Raw genomic sequence first — 20,660 nt, 5'->3', positions numbered from 1 at the left:
CTGTCTCCTTTAGGTTGACAGTTGCAAGCGTGGCATAATGCCCGCCGCCTTCCTCTCCGATGGACCTGACCTGATATGAAAACCGTGGCCATGGCGCTGTTTCCGGACTTCCTGCTGCTCGACATGGCCGGGCCGCTCGAAGTGTTCTCCATCGCCAATCGCTACCTGCCGGTGGCGCAGCACTACCAGATCCTCACCATCGGTACCGAGCCCGGGCCGTTGCGCGCCTCCAATGGCGTGGTGGTGCAGGCCGACCTGTTGCTGGACCAGGCTCAGGACAGCTACGACTTGCTGCTGGTACCCGGTGGTCCCGGTGCCTATAACGAATGCCACCCTACCTTGTTGTCCTGGCTCCAGGTGGCCACCCCAAGGGCGCGGCGCTTTGGTTCTATCTGCACCGGGGCCTTTGTACTGGGGCATGCCGGCCTGCTGGACGGTCATCGCGTGACCACCCACTGGCACTACACCGAACGGCTGATCAAGGCATTCCCCCAGGCGAGGGTCGAAACTGATCGTATCTATCTGCAGGACGGGCGGCTGATCACTTCGGGTGGGGTCACCGCGGGTATCGACCTGGCGCTGTCGGTGGTGGCTCAGGACCATGGCAAGCAGGTTGCGGTGGAAGTGGCCAAGGTGCTGCTGGTGGTGATGAAACGCCAGGGTGGGCAGGCCCAGTTCAGCCCGATGACGGCGGCGGTAGCGCCCCAGGAAACCGCGATTACTCGCGTGCAGAACCATGTGCTGGAGCATCTGGACCAACCTTTCACCATCGAGTCCATGGCCGCGATGGCCGGCATGAGCGCGCGCCACTTTGCGCGGCTGTTCGCCAAGGACGTGCAGATGACCCCCATGGCCTTCCTGCAAGGCGCGCGCATCGACCGTGCCCGGCAGTTGCTGGAGACCACCGACCTGCCGCTCAAGACCGTGGCTTTCCATGCAGGTTTCGGCAGCGTGCGGCATATGCGCTTTCTGTTCAGCGAGAAACTGGGTCTCAACCCGACCCAATACCGACAGCAGTTCAGTTAACGACAGAATGTCCGTTTAGCGCACCCGATTGTCCGTGTCGCTCCCCGTGCCAGCATTGTCCTGTCAACGCCAACTGGCAAGATAGCGTCAAGCCCATGGAAAAGGATGCGCAGATGCCCAAGGCCGGGTGTTTCAGCGCTATGACACAGATGAACAATTCCCAGGCGATTGACGCGGATGGCACGGTTCGCTTCGGCGATTATGTCTTTCACCGGCAACAACGGTTGGTCAGCAAGGCTGGCTGGCCGGTGCCGTTGGGCGGACGCGCGCTGGATATCCTCGCGGTACTGCTCGAAGCGCCTGGGCAATTTTTCAGCAAGGCGACACTGATCGAGCGGGTCTGGCCGCACAGCGTGGTGGAAGAGAACAACCTGCGCGTGCACATCGCGGCTTTGCGCCGCGCCCTTGACGGACAGCGCTATATCCTCAACGACCCCCAGCGGGGCTATTGTTTCGCAGCCAAGGTGCAGGGTGGCCTGCTAGCCACACTGCCCCGGCACAACCTGGTGGCACGACTCAGCGCGGTGATGGGCTGCGAGGCATTGTTGGGTGTGCTGGTGCGACGCCTGTCGGGGCAAAACCTGATGACCCTTACCGGCTGCGCCGGCGTTGGCAAAAGCACCCTCGCCCTGGCGTTGGCCGAACATGTGTTGCCGCGCTACCGCGACGGCGTGTGGTGGGTCGACCTGGCCACCGTCCAAGCGCCGGTGACCCTGCTGCGCCACCTGGCCGCGGTGCTGCACCTTGAGCCCAGTGCCAGTGCTGTCGAACTGGGCCGCCAATTGGCTTCGCGCCAGCTCCTACTGGTGCTTGATGGCGCCGACCTGCTGCTCGGCGCCTGCCGGCACCTGGTGCGCGTACTACGGGAAACAGCCCCTCTGGTCAGCGTGCTGGTCACCAGCCGAGAAGCCCTGCACGTTCCCGGCGAATGGGTGCAACGCGTGCCTCGGTTGGCGGTGCCTGCACCAGCGGCGCTGGGCAGCGTCGAACAGGCGATGAGTTACCCGGCGGTGCAACTGTTCGTGGCACGCGTTCGTGCCGGTCAGCAGGGGTTTGTGTTGCGGCCCCAGGACCTGGCGCCACTGCGCGATATCTGCCGGCGCCTCGATGGCATCCCCTTGGCCTTGGAACTGGCCGCCGCCCAAGTCGAGGCCCTTGGCGTGCGCGGCTTGCAGGAGCAGTTGAGCAAGGGCCTGCAAGTGCTGACCCGGGGCCGGCGCACGGCGGTGGAACGTCATCAGTCCCTGGCGGCGGCGCTGGACTGGACCTTCCAGCGTCTGAGCCTGCCGGAGCGCTGGCTGTTCCTGCAATTGGGGTTGTTCAAGATGGCGGTGACGCTGCCAACCCTGAGTGAACTGGTGGCCGGCACCGAGCTGGAACACGCCGACCTGTCCTACCTGCTGGGGCGGCTGGTGGACGCGTCACTGCTGACCCTTGAACCCGGCCCCGGCCATGCGCGCTACCGCTTGCTCAATTGCGTGCGCAGCTATGCACTGGCGCACTTGCGCGACCCGGTGCAGGTGGCGCGTTTGCAGCAGGGGTATGGGCATTACCTGGGACCGTATTCAGGCCGGCCGTTTGTCTTGCAACTCGTCGAGCAGGCGGCGTACGCGCACTAGATCCGGGGTGGCAAAGCCCTCGGTGAAACGCCCGTAGATCGAGTTCAGCAGATCGCTGGCGGCCTGCACACGACCTTGGGCCTGCCACCGTCGCGCCAATGACGTTGCGCAACGCAGCTCCCAGGCCAGCGCGCCTTGCTGGTGGGCCAGGCCCAGGGCCTCCAACAGCAATGTCTCTGCTGCGCGGGCGTCGGTCATGCTGTCGGCGCGGACCCGCAAGATCTCCGGGGCGCACCAGCCCGCTTCGCCCGTGCGGGCGCGTTCGACGCACGGGTCGTCCACTGCGTGGGAACCCAGGGTGACCAGGATGTCCTGGACCAGCCCCAGGCCTTGCAGGTCCTTGTGACCGAGGGTGCCGGCGTAGTGCCCCGACCAGGTCTGGAACAACTGCACCGAATGCTTGTGGGCATGCTCCAGCAGCAATGCCTGCAAGGATTGGGCGGTGTGTACGTCCCCGTTGTAGCGGGCGATGACCACGGTCGCCAGGGCCAGGGTGTAGCAGATGGAGGTGCCATGATTGATTTGCTGCGCCAGCGTCAACGCCTGGCTGGCGGTGCGCCAGGCTTGCTCGGGCAAACCTTGCAGCCACAGGATCCGCGCCAACACCGTCAGTGACGCCACGCTCTGGTCGTATTGCACACCGATACCGTGGGCAAACCGGTTGAGGTGGCCGCTGTGCGCCATGCGCTGGATCACCTGCTCGGCGTTGTGCCGGGCGAGGGCCTGGTTGCCGTTGTAATGCTGGGCCAGAACGCGCAGGCGTTGGGCGCTGATGTCCAGTTGCGGGTCGGTGCGCGGGTCGAGTCGATCGAACTGCACGCTCTGTGCCAGCGCCTGGCGATACAGGCCCGCACACAGGTTCACCGCCATATGCCCCGAGACCGCGCGCAGTTGTCCCGCTACGTCCTGGCGCTCCTCGGCCAGGCGCCGGGCACTGGCAAACGCGGCAATGGTCTGCGGGGCACCGCCCATGGCGTGATACGACAGGCTGCCCAGCGCCAGTTGCAGTTGCATGGTCAACCGCGGGCACGGCGAGCGGGCCTTGCCCATCAGCGCCAGTGCCTTGTCCACATACAACCGGTGCTCCCTGAGCAACGACAACTCTTGCCACAGCGGCATTGCACTGACTGTCAGACGGATCGCCAGCAGGTGTTCACCCGCGTCCGCCAGCCCCCAGTCGAGGGCGGCACGCACGTCTTCGCGCAGGGGGGCGTAGCGGTCGATCCAGGCTTGGGTTGCAATCAGCTCCCAATCGTCGCGCGCCTGCTCCATCAGTGCCAGGCAGCGCCCGGCATGGCGCTCGCGGGTGGCGTCCAGCTCATTGGCGACGCTGAGCTGTTCCAGGGCATAGGTGCGGGTGATGTCCAGCAGGCGATAGACCATTTCGTCATCACCGGCCTCCACATTGAGCAAGGACTTGGCGACCAACTGCGTGATCGAACCCAGCACCTCGGTGGGTGCGACCTGCTCCCCGGCGATCACCGCCGCCGCGCTGGCCAGGCTGAACCCGCCCCGGAACACCGCCAGGCGCCGCAGGCAGATCTGCTCGCAGGCCGTCAGCCGCTCGAAGCTCCAGTCCAGCGTGGCGCGCAGGGTTTGATGACGGGGCAGGGCGCTGCGCCGACCGCGCGTGAGCAGGCGGAAGTTATCCTCCATCTGCACCAGCAATCCGGGCAGGCCAACGTGTTCGATCTGCGCCGCCACCAGCTCGATGGCCAGGGGAATGCCGTCCAGGCGCTGGCAGATATCAATCGCCAGCGGCAGTTCGGCCTCGCTCAACTCAAAGTTGTCCTGATGGGACATGGCCCGCTCGATCAACAACTGCAGGGCCGGGTAGCCCAGTGCCTGGGCACGATTGCCGGTGGCAGGCGGGCAGGCCAGGGGGGCCAGGCGCTGCACGTACTCGCCTTCGGCGCGCAATGCCTCGCGGCTGGTCGCCAGGATGTGCAACTTGGGCGCGTGGCGCAGCAGGGTTTCGCTGATCAGGGCGATGTCGTCCAGCAGGTGCTCACAGTTGTCGATCACCAGCAGCAACTGGCGATCCTGCAGGCTGCGCGCAAACGCGACCAGGGGTTCTTGCCCGGCGTGGGTGAGGTCCAGGAGGGCGGCGAGGTTGGGCAGGATCATCGATGGCGTGCTGAGGGGCGCCAGGTCAAGCAGGCGGATACCGTCGCGGTAATGCCCGATCAGCAACTCCGCGACACGCAAGGCGACGGTGGTCTTGCCAATGCCACCAGTACCGGTCAGGGTGATGAAACGTTGTTCAGGCAGTCGCTGCACCAGGCTGTCGATCAAGGCCTGGCGACCGATCATGCGGGTTCGGCGCAAGGGCAAATTGTGGCACGGGCGCTGTGGGGCACCCTCGGCGGGTAGCGTCATCGGCTCGATGCTCAGTGGTGCGACAAAACTGTAGCCACGCTGGGCCACCGTGACGATATAGCGCTGCCCGGCCTGGCCATCGCCCAAGGCCTTGCGCAACGCCGCCATGTGCACCCGCAGGTTGCCGTCTTCCACCACGCTCTTGGGCCACACACGGGCGATCAATTCCTGCTTGCTCACCACATTGCCGGCCTGCTCCAGCAGGATCAGCAGGATATCCACCGCGCGTCGCCCCAGGCGCAGCGGGCGGCCAGCTTCCAGCACCAGGCGTTGACGCGGGTGGATGCGGTAGGGGCCGAATTGCACAGCCTGGTCGCTGAGGTCACTCATGGGGGCCATGCTTGGGAATGGGGGAGCGGCCAGCATATTCCAGCCAGCTACACACCACTAGGCCGCAATCACTTGGGGCTTGTGGCGCAATTGGTGATTTCGCCAGGTCATTGGGTTGACGCCTTCGCTGCGAGTGAACATATGACAGAAGTGCGCCTGGTCGCAAAACCCGCATTCGAGGCTGATTTGGGTCAGGCTCAGGCTCGAACCGGTGATCAATTCCTTGGCCCGCTGGATGCGCTGCTCGCGGATCCATTCCTGCGGCGACAAACCGGTGGTGCACTTGAACGCCCTGGAAAAATGACTGCGCGACAAAGCGCACGCCTGGGCGAGGTCGGCAATGGCCAGGCTTTCGCCGAGGTTGGCCAGAATCAGTTGCTTGGCGATACGCTCGCGCCGGGGGCACAAGCCACCGGTGGCGGACAAGCGAGGGGTATATTGCTCGAGTCGGGCCATGACAATTTTCCGCAGTCGATGGGAGCGTTCCCGGTGAATGGATGCAGTGTAGACCGGGCTAATCTTGTTGCCGGACCGTTTGGCTGACGAGTTAATCGTTGTTAATTTCGTCAGGTGCAGGCTTGGAAAAGACAGCACAGGCATGCAATCCGGATAACGGGTTGCGTGCTTATCTGTGAGCTTGCCAACCGTTTGGGTACCACCATGAACCGCAACGACCTGCGCCGCGTCGACATGAACCTGCTGGTGATTTTCGAAGCGCTGATGTTCGAAAAGAACCTGACCCGGGTCGCCGAAAAGCTCTTCATGGGCCAACCGGCGGTCAGCGCGGCCCTGGGGCGATTGCGCGACTTGTTCGACGACCCATTACTGCTGCGCAACGGCCGGGGCATGGAGCCCACGCCACGCGCCTTGGCGATTCTCAAGGAGTTGCAACCGGCCATGGACACCATTTCCGGCGCGGTCAGCCGTGCCAAGGATTTCGACCCTTCCACCAGCTGTGCGGTGTTCCGTATCGGCCTCTCCGACGATGCCGAGTTCGGCTTGTTCCCGCCGTTGCTCAGCCAACTGCGTGAAGAAGCGCCGGGGATCATCGTGGTGGTGCGCCGGGCCAATTACCTGCTGATGTCGTCATTGCTGGCCAGTGGTGAAATCACCGTGGGCGTCAGCTACACCACGGAATTGCCAGCGAATGCCAAGCGCAAGAAGCTGCGGGATATTCCGTGCAAGGTGCTGCGTGGGGACACCGGTTCCGAACCCCTGACCCTGGATGACTACTGCGAGCGGCCGCATGCGATGGTGTCGTTTTCCGGGGATTTGAGCGGCAACATCGACCTGGACCTGGCGCGCATCGGCCGCTCGCGCAGGGTGGTATTGGCGGTGCCGCAGTTCAGCGGGCTAAGGGCGCTTCTGGCGGGGACGCAGATCATTGCGACGGTGCCGGATTATGCGGCGTGTGCCTTGACCGAGGGCACTGCTTTGCGTGCGGAGGATCCGCCGTTTGCGATTGATGCGGCGGAGTTGTCGATGGTGTGGAGCGGGGTGCATGACAATGACCCGGCGGAGCGGTGGTTGCGGGCGCGGATTGGGGAGCATATGGCTCGGGTGGTCTGATAGTTTTTTGATGGGGTGAATACCCGTTTTTAGGTAACGGCGGCTATTTGGTTCCGCGCTTACAGCGGCTCACCGTTGGAAGAGCGCCAAACGTAACCAAAAACGCTTCGCCCCAACACTCGGCACCTCGCCCCGCCTCGGTGTACCTGATGTACCGAGTTGCCTGCATCGCAGGCAAGCCCGCTCCCACACAAAAGCAGGTAGGTGATTGACCTCTCAGCCAAGCGCAGCGCCCCAAGAGCCGACCGGTTTATGACTGTCTAACTCGGTCAAAGGTGGGAGCTGGCTTGCCTGCGAAAGCATCAACCCGGTGTGCCTGATGTACCGAGTTGCCCGCATCGCAGGCAAGCCAGCTCCCACACAAAAGCAGGTAGGTGATTGACCTACTCATCCAAGCACAGGGCCCCAAGAGCCGACCGGTTTATGACTGTCGAACTCGGTCAAAGGTGGGAGCTGGCTTGCCTGCGATGGCATCTACCGGGTGTACCTGATGTACCAAGTTGCCCGCATCGCAGGCAAGCCAGCTCCCACACAAAAGCAGGTAGGTGATTGACCTACTCATCCAAGCACAGGGCCCCAAGAGCCGACCGGTTTATGACTGTCGAACTCGGTGAAAGGTGGGAGCTGGCTTGCCTGCGATAGCATCAACCGGGTGTGCCTGATGTACCGAGTTGCCCGCATCGCAGTCAAGCCAGCTCCCACAGAAAACCATTCTGCGGCGCACGCACCTCCAAACAGCACGTACATCCAATTTTCCCCATCCCATCCCCCCGCACACTCCCTCATCGCTGAATCTTCAAGGCAGAGGGACACCCCATGGACCCAGCAGCAAAACCAGGCCCCGACGAAGTCGTCACCCTGGTGGTCAAACACCTCGTCAAACCCGGCCTGGAGGCCGACTACGAGGCCTGGCTACGCCGCATCGTGCGTATCGCCGGCGCACGCCCTGGCCACCTCGGCGTCGATGTGGTGCGTGTCAAGCAGGGCAAACTGGCGCTGTTCACCTGTGTGTTGCGCTACCGCTCCACCGACGACCTGGAAACCTGGCTCGACTCCCCCGAGCGCAAAGCCCTGATCGCCGAAGCCACCCCCATGCTCGCCGACGGCGACAACACCGAAATCGGCGCGGTCAACGAATTCTGGTTCAACCCCGAAACCCCAAGCGCCGCCAAGCCGCCGCGCTGGAAGCAGGCGGTGGTCACCCTGTTTGTGATCCTGCCGCTGACGTTGCTGGTGCCTATCGTGTGGGGCCCGGTGCTGCGCCTGCACCCGTTTCTCTCCAACTACGTGGTCGCCACGTTCCTGGTGACCCTGACCATCGTGTTGCTGGTGGTCTACCTGCTGATGCCGGCGGCCACCCGCCTGTTCGCTCCCTGGCTTGAAGCCTCTGTAAAGGAAACCCTATGAACGCCGATCTGATTCTGTTCAATGGCCAATTCCACACCGTGGACCGTGAAAACCCGCGCGCCACTGCCGTTGCTATCCGCGAAGGGCGTTTTGTCGCCGTGGGCACCGACGGTGAAGCCATGGCCTTGCGAGGCAGCGGCACCCAGGTCATCGACCTCAAGGGCCGCACTGTGATCCCCGGCCTCAATGACTCGCACCTGCACCTGATCCGTGGTGGCCTGAACTACAACCTCGAACTGCGCTGGGAAGGCGTGCCGTCCCTCGCCGACGCCCTGCGCATGCTCAAGGACCAGGCCGACCGCACGCCAACCCCGCAGTGGGTGCGTGTGGTGGGGGGCTGGAACGAATTCCAGTTCGCCGAAAAACGCATGCCGACCCTGGAAGAGTTGAACCAGGCCGCGCCAGACACCCCGGTGTTCGTGCTGCACCTGTACGACCGCGCCTTGCTCAACCGCGCTGCGCTGCGCGTGGCCGGCTACACCAAGGACACGCCGAACCCGCCGGGTGGCGAGATCGTGCGTGACGGCAATGGCAACCCCACCGGCATGCTGGTGGCACGACCCAACGCGATGATCCTGTATTCGACCCTCGCCAAAGGCCCGAAACTGCCGTTGGAATACCAGGTCAACTCGACCCGTCAGTTCATGCGTGAGCTCAACCGCCTGGGGCTCACCAGCGCCATCGATGCCGGCGGTGGTTTCCAGAACTACCCCGATGACTACGCAGTGATCGAGCAACTGGCCAAGGATGAGCAACTGACGGTGCGCATCGCCTACAACCTGTTCACCCAAAAGCCCAAGGAAGAGCTCAGCGACTTCAAGAATTGGACCGGCAGCGTCACCTTGCACCAGGGCGATGATTACCTGCGCCACAACGGCGCCGGCGAGATGCTGGTGTTCTCGGCGGCCGACTTCGAGGATTTCCTTGAGCCACGTCCAGACCTGCCGCTGACCATGGAGCAGGAGCTGGAGCCGGTGGTGCGTCATCTGGTCGAGCAGCGCTGGCCTTTCCGCCTGCACGCCACCTATGACGAGTCCATTTCGCGCATGCTCGATGTGTTCGAGAAGGTCAACCGCGACATCCCGTTCAACGGCTTGCCGTGGTTCTTCGACCACGCCGAGACCATCACGCCGAACAATATCGAGCGTGTACGCGCCCTCGGTGGCGGTATTGCGATCCAGGACCGCATGGCGTTCCAGGGCGAGTACTTTGTCGAGCGTTACGGCGCCAAGGCCGCCGAAGCCACGCCGCCGATCAAGCGCATGCTCGCTGAAGGCGTGCCCGTCGGCGCGGGCACGGACGCCACGCGGGTGTCGAGTTATAACCCGTGGACCTCGCTGTACTGGATGGTCAGTGGCCGTACCGTGGGTGGCCTGGAGCTGCACGCCGAAGGCCTGCCACGCCTCACGGCGCTGGAACTGTTTACCCATGGCAGCGCCTGGTTCTCGTCCGAGCAGGGCAAGAAAGGCCAGATCAAGGTCGGGCAGTTGGCGGACGTGGCGGCACTGTCGGCGGACTTCTTCAGTGTCGATGAAGAAGCGATCAAGTGGATTGAGTCGGTAATGACCGTGGTCGGCGGCAAGGTGGTCTATGGCGCCGGCGATTTCGACGAGTACGCGCCGCCACGGGTTCCGGTGCTGCCGGACTGGTCGCCAGTGGTCAAGGTACCGGGGCACTGGCGCCCGGGTTCGCCGTTGCAGGCTCACGCGCACCAGTGCAGTGGCCCCTGCGGCGTGCACGCCCACAGCCATGAAAAAGCGCGTCTTTCCAGCGTGCCGGTCAGCGACTTCCAGGGTTTCTGGGGTGCGTTTGGCTGCTCGTGCTTTGCCTTCTAATCAAACCCCCAAAGGAGTTACCCCATGACTTACTCGCGCTTGAACAAAGATGATGCCGTTGTCCTGTTGGTCGATCACCAGACCGGCCTGATCTCGCTGGTCCAGGACTTCTCCCCGAACGAATTCAAGAACAACGTGCTGGCTCTGGCGGACGTTGCCAAGTTCTTCAACCTGCCGACGATCCTGACCACCAGTTTTGAAGGCGGTCCTAATGGCCCCCTGGTCCCAGAGCTCAAAGCGTTGTTCCCGGATGCGCCCTACATCGCCCGCCCTGGCCAGATCAACGCCTGGGATAACGAGGATTTCGTCAAGGCGGTCAAGGCGACCGGCCGCAAGCAGATCATCATTGCCGGCGTGGTGACCGATGTGTGCGTTGCCTTCCCGACCCTGTGCGCCCTCGATGAGGGCTTTGAAGTGTTCGTGGTCACCGACGCCTCCGGCACTTTCAACGAAACCGTGCAACAAGCTGCCTGGGCGCGCATGACCGCCGCCGGTGCGCAACTGGTGAACTGGTTCGCCGTAGCCTGTGAGCTGCAAGTGGACTGGCGCAACGACATGGAAGGCCTGGCCAACCTGCTGTCGCCACGCATCCCCAACTACCGCAACCTGATGAACAGCTACTCGGCGTTCACGGCCAAGTAACCCGTTCTGCATAACGCCGCTGCTCACGTGTGGGAGCGGGCTCGCTCGCGAGTACGGAGTATCAGTCGACAGATTAATGGACTGATCCACCGCATTCGCGGGCAAGCCCGCTCTCACATTTTGGTTTGTGGTGTGGCCACTGACAGGCTATAAACCAGCCAAATGTCTACTGAGAAGCGACAATGAACCCCTTCGAAGACATGCGCCTGTTTTGCCAGGTCATGGAATCCGGCAGTTTCACCGCCGCCGCCGAACAGTTGGGCCTGTCCAAGCAGTTCGTCAGCCGCCGCCTGATCCAACTGGAAGACCGCCTGGGCGTGCGCCTGCTCAACCGTTCCACGCGCCGACTGGATGTCACGCCACTCGGCCAGAGCTACTACGAATCCGCCTTGCGCCTGCTCGGTGAAGTCGAGCAAGTGGAGCAGGGCATCGCCGGCCAGAACAGCGAGCCTCGCGGCACCATTCGCCTCAGTGCGCCGTTGTCGTTTGCCATGGCGCACCTGGGCTGCCTGTTGCCGCTGTTCTTGCAGCGCCATCCCCAAGTGTCGGTGGAGGTCGACTTGAGCGACCGTCCCGTGGATCTGATCGGCGAAGGCTATGACCTGGTGCTGCGCATTGGCACCCTGGAAGATTCCACCCTGATTGCCCGCCGTATCGCCAGCATCCCGCGGGTGTATTGCGCCAGCCCCGACTACCTGGCCCGGCGCGGTACGCCGCAAAAGCCCGATGACCTTGCCGAGCACGATTGCCTGCCCTACGGCCATGGCCGCCAGGTGCAGTGGCGCTTCAAGGGCAAGGTGCAGGCGCTGAATGTCACTGGGCGCATGCGCGTGAACAACGGCGACCTGCTGCGCGACACCGCCATTGCCGGCTTGGGCGTGACGTACCTGCCGACCTTTATCATCGGCGACGCCTTGAAGGAGGGACGCCTGGTGAGTGTCCTGGATGACTTCGCCCCCGAGGCCCTGACGCTGTCGGCGGTGTACCCGCAGCACCGGCAAGGTTCGCGGCCGGTCCAGGCGCTGGTGGAGTTTTTGCGCGAACGCCTGGCTAGCGGCTGTTGAACAGCTGGCGGATCAGGTTGGGTGTGCTGCCGGTCCAGCGCTTGAACGAGCGACGGAAGTTCGCCGCGTCGTTGAAGTTGAGGTAGGCCGCCACTTCATCATTGCTGTAGCCCTTGACCTGATACAGGTGCAACGCCACCTGCTTGCGCACACGGTCGACCTGTTGCTGAAAGCCGGTGTTGTGCTTGTGCAGTTTGCGCTTGAGGGTTGCCGGGCTCATGGCGAAGGCGTGCGCGGCCTGTTCCAGGCTTGGCGGTTGGCGCACGTGCTCGCGTAGATAGTCGTAGAGGCAGTCGAGGAAACTGCCCGCAAAGCCCAGCTGTTCGATCTGCTCGCGGGCCTGCTGGCGCGCCACCTGGCCGGCGGTGGCGGAGGCACCCGGCCAGGCGCGGGTGAGGTGTTCACGCGAGATACTCATCATGTCCAGCGGCCGCTCGAAGCGCGTCTCTTCGCCGAGGTGCACCCAGTATTGCTCGACGTAACGCGGTTCGGCATGGCTGAAACTGCACACCCATGGTAGCCGCTCCCCACCGAGCCATTGGCTCATGGCAACCAGCGAGGTCATGCTGGCCTCGAGCAAAAAGCGCCAATGCTCACCGGCGCCGCAACTGTCCAACCAGTACAGGTAGGCGTGGTGGTCATCCAGCTCCAGTTGCAGCGTGACCAACGGGCTGAGCAACACTTGTTGCTGGATCAGGATCTCCAGCGCCTGGTGCAGGTTCTGCGCATGGCCCAGGGCATGGCTGGCTGCGCCGTAATAGCCCGGCAACAGTCGCTGACCAAAGAGAAAACTGCTGTCGTCGGCGTCGAGCCATTTACGGCTGTTGCCGATCAATCCGAGGAACTGCTGCGGGCTGAGGCGTGCCGTACCGGCGAGGATATCCTCGTGGAACAGCCCGGTGCCGCGCAGCAGGCGGTGGCTGTCGATATCCCGGGACAAGGCCAGGTCGATCAGCGTGGCCGGTTGGTAGTGCCCCGGTATGAAGCGGCTGTCGGCTTCATACCAACGGGTCTTGACGGCCATCTCAGGCACTTTTCGCCAAGGGTTGCTTGGCCCTGGCCAGGGCCAGGTTGAGGCGCTTGAGCAAGTCGTGGGGTGGCTCGTCCAGGGCCATGACCACAGCAGTCGTCGCCGCCAGTTGCAAGCGTTCACCGTGCAGCCGGGTTTTGTGCGCGAGGCCGCCTACCGCGTGTTTCAACTCCAGCGCGAGTTCCTTGGCCTGGCGCTCGCCGGTGTTGGGCAACAGCACCACAAAACGGTCACCCGCCAGGCGACACAGCAGGTCCTGGCGGCGCAGGTTGAGCAGCAACAAATGGCTGAGGGCCTGCAAGACCGCGTCGCCTTCGGCATGCCCGTAGGCCCGATTGATGGCGGCGAAGTTGTCCAGGTCCAGGGCCAGCAATGACAGCGGTTGCTGCTGGTCGTGGCTGTCTTGCAGGCTGTCGGCCAACTGGCGCTTGAGGTAATCGGCGCCGGCCAATGGCGTGAGTTTGTCGAACAACCGATGCTCGCGGAACAAGCGTTCGCGTTTTTCCATCTGCGCGCTGATCGCCAGTTGTTCGCGGTGCCAGTGGTAGATGCCGATCGTCAGCAGGATCATGCCCACCGGCATCGGCCCTGACTCCAGCCAGTGGTCCCAGGTGATGCTGTCGGGCAGGCGGATAAATTCGTCGAGGCTGTCGATCCACCAGGAGAAGAAGATGCACGACAGGCCCAGCGCCAGGTATTGGGTGACGCGTCCGGCGGGGCGGCTTTTCAGCACCAGGCCTAGCCAGACCAGGGCGAGGAGGGCGGAACCGCCTTCGCCAAAGATATCCAGCCACACCCACTCGCTGAAGCTTTTCAATTCGCCGCAGGCCAGGTGCAGGATCAGCCCGAGGTTGGCGGCGATCAGCAACAGGGAGAGTTTCCAGCGGTGAAGCTTGAGCACGGAAAACATGGCCGCGAGTCCTTGGGCAAATAAGCGATGGGCGCCAGCACAGCAGATGGATGTGACATTCGCGTGACGGTCGGGAGGGGTCGAATCAGCTCATGGCATAGATACTTTTTTTCGCCAAACACAGCGCCAATGTGGCAGTTGGCTTGCCGGCGAAAGCGCTGCGCCAGCTAATCCAGCGCTAGCAGACAGACCGCTGTTGCAGGCAACTCAACGCCCACTTCGGATTGGGGTCAATTCAGCTCATTTGTTCGCTTCACACGGCTCTAGACCAGGGTTTACGGGCCTTCGCGCCCATCCCTGTCACAGAACCGTCATCCCTCGCCCCTAGCGTGCCCTCCCAGTTGCCGGGTCTCTTGCCTGGCGCCAACGGATTCTTGGGGAGGATTGCATGTACAAGCGCACCGGGCTCGTCAGCTTCACGCTTACTGCCTTGGCCCTGGCGATAGCCAGTGAGCGGCTCAATGCGGCCGAAGTGGCCAACACCGAGCACGTCGAAGTGGTCGGGCAGGCTGCTGCCATCGACCAGGCGTTGAAGGAGCAGCGCTCGTCCGACAGCATCAAGAGCGTGGTGCATGCCGATGGCGTGGCCCAGTTGCCGGATGAGAACGTCGCCGAAGCGGTGCAGCGCCTGCCGGGTATCAGCGTGGAGCGCGACCAGGGCGAAGGGCGTTTTGTCAGCGTGCGTGGCCTGGGTCCGGACCTCAACAGCGTGACCATCAACGGCACCCTGGTGCCCGCCCCGGAGAGCGCGCGGCGTGCCGTAGCGCTGGATGTGCTGCCGTCGGAGCTGGTGCAGTCGCTGTCGGTGATCAAGACCCTGACCCCCGACATGGACGCCAACTCCCTCGGCGGCACGGTCGACGTGCAAAGCCTGTCGGCCTTCGACCACAAGGGCCTGTTCTACACCGGTAGCACCGAAGCCAGCTACGACAAGAATACCCGCCAGACCAGCCCGAAGTTCTCTGGCGCGGCCAGCAACCGATTCAGCCTCGGCGATGGCATCGACAATTTCGGCGTCGCCGCGGCGCTGAGCTGGCAGAAGCGCGATTTCGGCTCGGACAACGTCGAGACCGGCGGTGCCTGGGACTTCACCAACGGTGCCAAGCTCAACGAATTTGAACAGCGTGACTACGACATCAGCCGCGAACGTGCCGGTGGCGGCCTGAACTTCGACTACAAGCCGGACGACTTCAGCAGCTACTACCTGCGCACGCTCTACAGCCGCTACAAAGACACCGAGACCCGCAACGCCGCCAGCATCGAGTTTGCCGACCCGCTGGCCGCCGGCGAGTTGGGGGATGCCGAAGCCAAGCGCAAGCTGAAAAACCGCGAGGAAACCCAGGAAATCCAGTCCTACGTGTTCGGCGGTGAACGCATGCTCGGCCTGTGGACCTTGAGCGGCCAGGCCGGCTACAGCCAATCGAGCGAAGACAGCCCGGCGCACATCGCCGGCGCCACTTTCGATGGCGGCGACTTTGCCGACAGTGGCTTCTATGACAAGGACAAGCCACGCCCGATCATCGGCAGTGGCTTCTACGACGCGCGCAATTTCAGCCTCGATAAAGTCGACTGGGAAAAACAGAACACCAAGGACACCGAGAAAAACCTGCGCCTGGACCTGGCCCGCGACTATGACCTGAGCGGCTATGCCTCCCAGGTGAAGTTCGGCGGCAAGGTCAGCCGTCGCAACAAAGACAACGACTTGGAAGCCTGGGTCTACGAAGACTTCGACACCCTCGGCTTCAGTGCCGACCAGCTCAACCTCAGCCAATTCCAGAAGGGCAGTGTCGACTATCGCCTCGGCAACTACGGCCCGGGCATCAGCCCCAGCGCCATCAAGCAACTGATCGGCAGCCTCAACCCGGCGGACTTCTATGACGAGACTGAATCCCGGGTCAACGACTTCACTATCCGCGAAGACATCAACGCCGGCTACTTGATGAACACCATCGATATCGACGACTGGCGTTTTATCGCCGGCTTGCGCTACGAAGGCACCGAGTTCGAAGCCAAGGGCACCGGCGCCACCGATGGGGTGTTCACGCCGACCGAGACCAAGCGCCGCTATCACCACTGGCTGCCGGGCCTGCATGCGCGCTACCAGATCGACAAGAACACCCAGGTGCGCGCCGCCTGGACCAAATCCGTGGTGCGCCCAACGTTCGGTCAGTTGGCACCGGGCTTCGTGATCGACGACGACGAAGCCACCTTCGGCAACCCGGACCTCAAGCCTCTGGCGTCGAGCAACCTCGACCTGGGCATCGAGCACTTCATGGGCCGTGCCGGTACCATCTCGGCGTTCGTGTTCTACAAGGACATCAAGAACTTCGTCTACAACACCGACCTGGCCGGTACTGGCGCCTGGACCAACTTTGCCGAGGCCCACACCTATGCGAACGGCGACAGTGCCAAGCTCTACGGCCTGGAACTGGCGTACTCACAGAAGTTCGACTGGCTGCCGGCGCCATGGAACGGTCTGCTGATCGGTGCCAACACCACGTTCAGCCGTTCCAGTGCTGATATCGAAGGTTTCGACAGCGCCAGCGGGACGAACCGCAAGCGCACTATCAGCCTGCCCAACCAGTCCGATACCGTCGGCAACCTGATGCTCGGTTGGGAAGACGACAAGCTCAGCCTGCGCCTGTCGGCCAACTACAAATCGGCCTACCTCTACGAGTTGGCCTCGATCAATGACAAGGCCCATGACCTGCACGTCGACGCACAGACCTTCGTCGACTTCAGCGCACGCTACTCGCTCACCAAGAACCTGCAAGTCAGCTTCGAGGCCCAGAACCTCACCGATGAGTCGTACTTCGTCTACACCGGCCATCGTAGCTACAACGGCCAGTACGAGGAGTACGGCCCGACCTACAAGCTGGGCCTGACCTTCACCCATTTCTAAGCACCCCCTCATTTCCGATGTGGGAGCCGGCAAGCCAGCTCCCACAGTAGATCTCTATTGCTGTCGAAGGATGTGTTCGTTCATGAGAATTTCCAAGCTGTACCTGCTGATCGCGCTGGCCGTGGGTTCACCGGTAATGGCCGCCGACCTGGCCCTGACTGCCTGGGGCTCCAGTGTGAATGCCCAAGCCATCAACCTGCTGCCCAACGGCACCCACCGCCTGGTTGCCAGCACCCGCGATGGCCTGCAACTGCTCGACAACAAAGGCGTCGGGCTGGCGCGTTTCAATGGCAACTTCAGCAGCCTGGACACCCGTGTCACCGGTGCCCAAGTGCTGGTCGCCAGCCTCGACAACGAGCGTCAGCAGGCGCTGCTGATCAACCTGGATACCGCCAGCAAAACCTGGGGCCAACCGCTGTACCTGCCTACCCGCGACTACCCGGTGACCGGCCTGTGCCTATACCGCGACGGGGCAGCCAACCTGTTTGTGTTCCTGGTGGGCGAAGAGGGCAAGGGCGAGCAATGGTTGGTGGGCAACGCCTCGAGCCTGCTCCGCGAACCCCAGCGCGTACGCGGCCTGCCGCTGCCACCGTCGGCACAGTTCTGCCAGGTGGATGATGCCACCCAGCAACTGGTGGTGAACGAAGAAAACGTCGGCTGGTGGGCTTACCCGGCGCACCCGGAGGCTGAGGTCAAACGCACGCCTGTGGCGCTGTTCGACGACCCCAAGCGCGAAGCCGGGGCCATGGCGCTGGTGCCGGGCGCAGTGGTGGCGCTTGATCCAAAGACCGCCCAGCTGCACCTGTTCCAGCACACCGGCAAACGCTGGGTTGAGCAACCGAGCCTGACGCTGCCAGGACTCAAGGAACCGGAACAACTCAGCGTCAATGGCCAGCAACTGCTGGTGCGTGATGACGACACCGGCAAGTTGTACCAAGGCACACTCAACTGGCAAGCCAAGCCGGTGCCAGCCGAGCCGGTGCTGCCGGAAGTCGCCGCTGTGCGCCAGACCGACCCGGTCGGCCGCCAGGGCGATGCGGCGGACGACCCGGCCATCTGGATTCACCCCACGCAGCCGGAAAAAAGCCGCGTCCTCGGTACGAACAAGAAGCAAGGCCTGCTGGCCTATGACCTCGACGGCAAGCTGTTGCAGGAGCTGGCGGTCGGCCGCCTCAACAACGTCGATGTACGCCCCAATTTCAAGCTCGGCTCGCGCACCGTCGACCTCGCCGTGGCGAGCAATCGCGATCACAACAGCCTGAGCCTGTTCAGCATCGACCGTCAGAGCGGTGAACTGCGCGAAGCGGGCGAAGTGCCTACGCCGCTCAAGGACATCTATGGTATTTGCCTGTTCCAGCCAGCCAGCGGCGAGATCTATGCGGTTGCCAACGACAAGGACGGCACCTTCCTGCAATACCGCCTCAGCGCAGCAGATGGCCGTGTACAGGGCGAGCTGGTGCGCCAGTTCAACGTCGACAGCCAACCCGAAGGCTGCGTGGCCGACGACCAACGCCAGCGCTTGTTCATTGGCGAGGAGGACGTCGGCGTCTGGGCGGTGGATGCGCGTGCCGACCAACCGGCCACGCTCACCAGTGTGATCAAGGTGGGGCCGCAGTTGCACGCGGATGTCGAGGGCCTGGCGTTGTACCAGAGCAACGCGCGCGATTACCTGGTGATTTCCAGCCAGGGCAATGACAGCTACCTGGTGGTGGATGCCGAGCCACCCTTTGCCACGCGCGGGGCCTTCCGCGTTGGCCTTAATGCGGCCGCCGGTATCGACGGAGCTTCGGAAACCGATGGCCTGGAAGTCACCGCCATCCACCTCGGCGGCCCCTGGAGCCAAGGCATGCTGGTGGTGCAGGACGGGCGCAAGCGCATGCCCGAGCAAACCCAGAACTTCAAGTTCGTGCCGTGGGCGGACGTCACCCGCGCGCTGAAGTTGCCGTGAGCCGTCATCACCCGGTCATCACTTTTTAATCGAATAGGAGCTTAACCATGCACGCGACGATGGAACATATGACGATCTGGGGGTTGATCAGCGATGCCAGCCTGTTGGTCAAGGCGGTGATGGTCACTTTGCTGCTGGCATCCTTGCTCAGTTGGTACCTGATCATCCAGCGCGGCAGTGTGCTGCGGCGCCTGGAGCGCCAGTTGAACGGCTTTGTGCAGCGCTTTCGCGCTGCTACCGACTTGCAGCCGCTGTACCGTGAAACCGTGCAGGCAGGCGAGGGTGGGATTGCGCCGATCTTTATCGCCGGCGTGCAGGAATACCAGCACCTGCACCACCATGATCCGGCTGTGCTGGAGGGTGTCGAGCGCGCATTGCAGGTGGCGATCACCGAACAGGAGATCGAGTTGGAAAAGGGCCTGCAATTCCTCGCCACCGTGGGGTCGGTGAGCCCCTACATCGGCTTGTTCGGCACGGTGTGGGGAATCATGAATTCCTTTATCGGCTTGTCCCAGGTACAGCAAGCGACTTTGTCCACGGTGGCGCCGGGCATTGCTGAAGCATTGATCGCCACGGCCATCGGCCTGTTTGCCGCCATCCCGGCAGTGATCGCCTACAACCGTTTCGCGGCGCGCGGCCAGACGTTGCTCACCCGCTACTACGCCTTCGGCAACGAATTGCAGGTGCGCCTGCATCGCACCTTGCGCGGCACCCCGATCAACCTGGCCGTAGCCGCCTGAACAAGGAGCATACCGATGTTGACCAGGCCGCAACGCAAGCATGGGCCCAAGGCGGAGATGAACGTGGTGCCCTACATCGACGTGATGCTGGTGCTGCTGGTGATCTTCATGGTCACCGCGCCGATGCTGACCCAGGGCGTAAAGATCGAACTGCCCAAGGTCGCCGCCGAGGCACTGGCCACCGACACCCGCCAGCAGATCCTCACGCTGTCGGTGAAGGCCGACGGTGGTTACTACTGGAACCTTGGCGGCGAACTCGACACCCGGCACCAGACCGACAGCGCCGTGTCCCTCGATGAAATGGGCGCCAAGGTCATGCAGGTGGTGGCGGCGCGCAGTGATACCCAGGTGTACATCCGCGCGGACGACAACGCCGGCTATGGCCGTGTGGTAGCGGCCATGGCGGTGTTGCAGAAGGGTGGTGTGAGCAACCTGGGGCTGGTGACCGAGGCCCCGCAATGACGGCGATGATCATGCACAGTCCAACATTGACGATGGCGCCCCAGGCGCCGTCCGGGTTCTGGAGAAACAGCCTTGCGGCGAGCCTGGCCGTGGCGCTGCATGTAGGCGTGCTGGCTGCGCTGATGCTCGGCTGGTCGACGGGACAAACGCCGGTGGAGGTGCCCAGGGTGATGCATACCCAGTTGGTGATGATGCCGGCTGCGCCAGTTCCGGTCCCAGCTCCGGCACCTGAGCCTGAGCCGGTGGCCCTGCCGCCTCCGGAGCCGGTCGCCATTCCCCTGCCGGTCAAGCCCACAGTCGATCCGAAGATTCAGGCGCAGAAGCTCGAGAAAGCCGCCTTGGCACGCAAGCGCATCGAAGAAAAGAACGTCGAGCAACAACAACGCTTGGCCACTGAACAGCGCAACCGTGAGCTTGAGCAACAACGTGCGCAACAACAACGTTTGGCCCAGGAACGCCTTGCCGCTGAACGCCCACGTCCCGCCGCACCGGCGCCCGCGCCAGCCTTCGACAGCCGCCAATACCAGCCCTTGAGCAAGGAAGCACCCGACTATCCCGAGCGTGCCCTGGACAAGAACATCGAAGGCGATTGTTCGGTGGAATACACCGTCAACACCCAGGGACGCGTGGAGAACCCCAGGGTATTGGACGGTTGTCACCCGTTGTTCATGCGACCTTCACTGGCGGCGGCCAATACCTTTCGCTACCAGCCGAGGATCGTAGAGGGTAAGGCTGTCGCTGTACCGGCGGTGCGTAACACCTTCCACTTCCGCATCAAATGAGATTTGCCAGCCGAT

16 protein-coding genes are annotated in these 20,660 nt (G+C 63.2%); 12 read left to right on the top strand and 4 right to left on the bottom strand.

Annotation, left to right across the window (positions count from 1 at the left end; genetic code table 11):
• Window positions 1-75 precede the first annotated feature (75 nt).
• Together ATH90_RS16265 and ATH90_RS16260 are read left to right on the top strand one after the other, a co-directional pair.
• On the top strand, window positions 76-1,026 hold the full coding sequence (locus ATH90_RS16265; protein WP_098466789.1) for a GlxA family transcriptional regulator: 951 nt from the start codon (window positions 76-78) through the stop codon (window positions 1,024-1,026).
• A 95-nt stretch (window positions 1,027-1,121) separates the two neighbouring features.
• The gene (locus ATH90_RS16260) at window positions 1,122-2,645 is read left to right on the top strand and encodes an ATP-binding protein (protein WP_098466788.1); all 1,524 of its coding nucleotides are present in this window, start codon (window positions 1,122-1,124) and stop codon (window positions 2,643-2,645) included.
• Here ATH90_RS16260 and ATH90_RS16255 read toward each other — a convergent pair.
• On the bottom strand, window positions 2,592-5,354 hold the full coding sequence (locus tag ATH90_RS16255; protein WP_098467689.1) for an ATP-binding protein: 2,763 nt from the start codon (window positions 5,352-5,354) through the stop codon (window positions 2,592-2,594). The genes ATH90_RS16260 and ATH90_RS16255 overlap by 54 nt on opposite strands.
• A 57-nt stretch (window positions 5,355-5,411) precedes the next feature.
• On the bottom strand, window positions 5,412-5,810 hold the full coding sequence (locus tag ATH90_RS16250) for a helix-turn-helix domain-containing protein (RefSeq protein WP_034106482.1): 399 nt from the start codon (window positions 5,808-5,810) through the stop codon (window positions 5,412-5,414).
• A 204-nt stretch (window positions 5,811-6,014) separates the two neighbouring features.
• Between ATH90_RS16250 and ATH90_RS16245 the strand changes: the two genes are divergently transcribed.
• From ATH90_RS16245 to ATH90_RS16225, 5 genes are all read left to right on the top strand, one after another.
• Window positions 6,015-6,923, top strand: a complete 909-nt coding sequence (locus ATH90_RS16245) for a LysR family transcriptional regulator (protein WP_034106552.1) — start codon at window positions 6,015-6,017, stop codon at window positions 6,921-6,923.
• Between the two features lie 816 nt (window positions 6,924-7,739).
• Window positions 7,740-8,330 (top strand): antibiotic biosynthesis monooxygenase, encoded by a 591-nt coding sequence (locus ATH90_RS16240; RefSeq protein ID WP_098466787.1) that lies wholly within the window; start codon window positions 7,740-7,742, stop codon window positions 8,328-8,330.
• Window positions 8,327-10,165, top strand: coding sequence for an amidohydrolase (locus tag ATH90_RS16235; protein WP_098466786.1), 1,839 nt, complete (start codon window positions 8,327-8,329; stop codon window positions 10,163-10,165). Before ATH90_RS16240 ends, ATH90_RS16235 begins: the two co-directional genes overlap by 4 nt.
• 24 nt (window positions 10,166-10,189) lie before the next feature.
• Complete coding sequence (gene ycaC / locus ATH90_RS16230; protein ID WP_034106475.1) at window positions 10,190-10,807, top strand: isochorismate family cysteine hydrolase YcaC; 618 nt, start codon at window positions 10,190-10,192, stop codon at window positions 10,805-10,807.
• A 182-nt stretch (window positions 10,808-10,989) separates the two neighbouring features.
• Complete coding sequence (locus tag ATH90_RS16225) at window positions 10,990-11,871, top strand: LysR family transcriptional regulator (protein ID WP_034106473.1); 882 nt, start codon at window positions 10,990-10,992, stop codon at window positions 11,869-11,871.
• On the opposite strand, the gene ATH90_RS16220 is transcribed toward ATH90_RS16225, so the two are convergent.
• Complete coding sequence (locus ATH90_RS16220) at window positions 11,858-12,895, bottom strand: AraC family transcriptional regulator (RefSeq protein WP_034106472.1); 1,038 nt, start codon at window positions 12,893-12,895, stop codon at window positions 11,858-11,860. The genes ATH90_RS16225 and ATH90_RS16220 overlap by 14 nt on opposite strands.
• Before the next feature lies 1 nt (window position 12,896).
• The gene (locus tag ATH90_RS16215; protein WP_098466785.1) at window positions 12,897-13,811 is read right to left on the bottom strand and encodes a GGDEF domain-containing protein; all 915 of its coding nucleotides are present in this window, start codon (window positions 13,809-13,811) and stop codon (window positions 12,897-12,899) included.
• 388 nt (window positions 13,812-14,199) lie between these two features.
• On the opposite strand from ATH90_RS16215, the gene ATH90_RS16210 reads away from it, so the two are divergent.
• From ATH90_RS16210 to ATH90_RS16190, 5 genes are all read left to right on the top strand, one after another.
• On the top strand, window positions 14,200-16,713 hold the full coding sequence (locus ATH90_RS16210; RefSeq protein WP_098466784.1) for a TonB-dependent receptor: 2,514 nt from the start codon (window positions 14,200-14,202) through the stop codon (window positions 16,711-16,713).
• Window positions 16,714-16,795: 82 nt separating this feature from the next.
• Window positions 16,796-18,661, top strand: a complete 1,866-nt coding sequence (locus ATH90_RS16205) for a phytase (protein WP_098466783.1) — start codon at window positions 16,796-16,798, stop codon at window positions 18,659-18,661.
• Between the two features lie 47 nt (window positions 18,662-18,708).
• Window positions 18,709-19,401, top strand: a complete 693-nt coding sequence (gene tolQ / locus ATH90_RS16200) for a protein TolQ (RefSeq protein ID WP_098466782.1) — start codon at window positions 18,709-18,711, stop codon at window positions 19,399-19,401.
• Between the two features lie 15 nt (window positions 19,402-19,416).
• Complete coding sequence (tolR, locus tag ATH90_RS16195; protein ID WP_034106461.1) at window positions 19,417-19,863, top strand: protein TolR; 447 nt, start codon at window positions 19,417-19,419, stop codon at window positions 19,861-19,863.
• Window positions 19,860-20,645: an energy transducer TonB gene (locus tag ATH90_RS16190; RefSeq protein ID WP_098466781.1), complete on the top strand. Its 786-nt coding sequence runs from the start codon at window positions 19,860-19,862 to the stop codon at window positions 20,643-20,645. The genes tolR and ATH90_RS16190 overlap by 4 nt, the downstream gene beginning before the upstream one ends.
• Window positions 20,646-20,660 lie beyond the last annotated feature (15 nt).

Origin of the sequence: Pseudomonas lurida, from assembly GCF_002563895.1 — a bacterium.
Taxonomy (GTDB): domain Bacteria; phylum Pseudomonadota; class Gammaproteobacteria; order Pseudomonadales; family Pseudomonadaceae; genus Aquipseudomonas; species Aquipseudomonas lurida.
The sequence above is the reverse complement of the archived record's forward strand: the minus strand, read 5'-3'. Positions and strand labels throughout refer to the sequence as shown.

What these genes read in the sequence shown, in the direction of transcription:
- ATH90_RS16265 (WP_098466789.1), top strand. Translation starts at nt 76, where the DNA reads ATGAAAACCGTGGCCATGGCGCTGTTTCCGGACTTCCTGCTGCTCGAC.
- ATH90_RS16260 (WP_098466788.1), top strand. Translation starts at nt 1,122, where the DNA reads ATGGAAAAGGATGCGCAGATGCCCAAGGCCGGGTGTTTCAGCGCTATG.
- ATH90_RS16255 (WP_098467689.1), bottom strand. Translation starts at nt 5,354, where the DNA reads ATGAGTGACCTCAGCGACCAGGCTGTGCAATTCGGCCCCTACCGCATC.
- ATH90_RS16250 (WP_034106482.1), bottom strand. Translation starts at nt 5,810, where the DNA reads ATGGCCCGACTCGAGCAATATACCCCTCGCTTGTCCGCCACCGGTGGC.
- ATH90_RS16245 (WP_034106552.1), top strand. Translation starts at nt 6,015, where the DNA reads ATGAACCGCAACGACCTGCGCCGCGTCGACATGAACCTGCTGGTGATT.
- ATH90_RS16240 (WP_098466787.1), top strand. Translation starts at nt 7,740, where the DNA reads ATGGACCCAGCAGCAAAACCAGGCCCCGACGAAGTCGTCACCCTGGTG.
- ATH90_RS16235 (WP_098466786.1), top strand. Translation starts at nt 8,327, where the DNA reads ATGAACGCCGATCTGATTCTGTTCAATGGCCAATTCCACACCGTGGAC.
- ycaC (WP_034106475.1), top strand. Translation starts at nt 10,190, where the DNA reads ATGACTTACTCGCGCTTGAACAAAGATGATGCCGTTGTCCTGTTGGTC.
- ATH90_RS16225 (WP_034106473.1), top strand. Translation starts at nt 10,990, where the DNA reads ATGAACCCCTTCGAAGACATGCGCCTGTTTTGCCAGGTCATGGAATCC.
- ATH90_RS16220 (WP_034106472.1), bottom strand. Translation starts at nt 12,895, where the DNA reads ATGGCCGTCAAGACCCGTTGGTATGAAGCCGACAGCCGCTTCATACCG.
- ATH90_RS16215 (WP_098466785.1), bottom strand. Translation starts at nt 13,811, where the DNA reads ATGTTTTCCGTGCTCAAGCTTCACCGCTGGAAACTCTCCCTGTTGCTG.
- ATH90_RS16210 (WP_098466784.1), top strand. Translation starts at nt 14,200, where the DNA reads ATGTACAAGCGCACCGGGCTCGTCAGCTTCACGCTTACTGCCTTGGCC.
- ATH90_RS16205 (WP_098466783.1), top strand. Translation starts at nt 16,796, where the DNA reads ATGAGAATTTCCAAGCTGTACCTGCTGATCGCGCTGGCCGTGGGTTCA.
- tolQ (WP_098466782.1), top strand. Translation starts at nt 18,709, where the DNA reads ATGCACGCGACGATGGAACATATGACGATCTGGGGGTTGATCAGCGAT.
- tolR (WP_034106461.1), top strand. Translation starts at nt 19,417, where the DNA reads ATGTTGACCAGGCCGCAACGCAAGCATGGGCCCAAGGCGGAGATGAAC.
- ATH90_RS16190 (WP_098466781.1), top strand. Translation starts at nt 19,860, where the DNA reads ATGACGGCGATGATCATGCACAGTCCAACATTGACGATGGCGCCCCAG.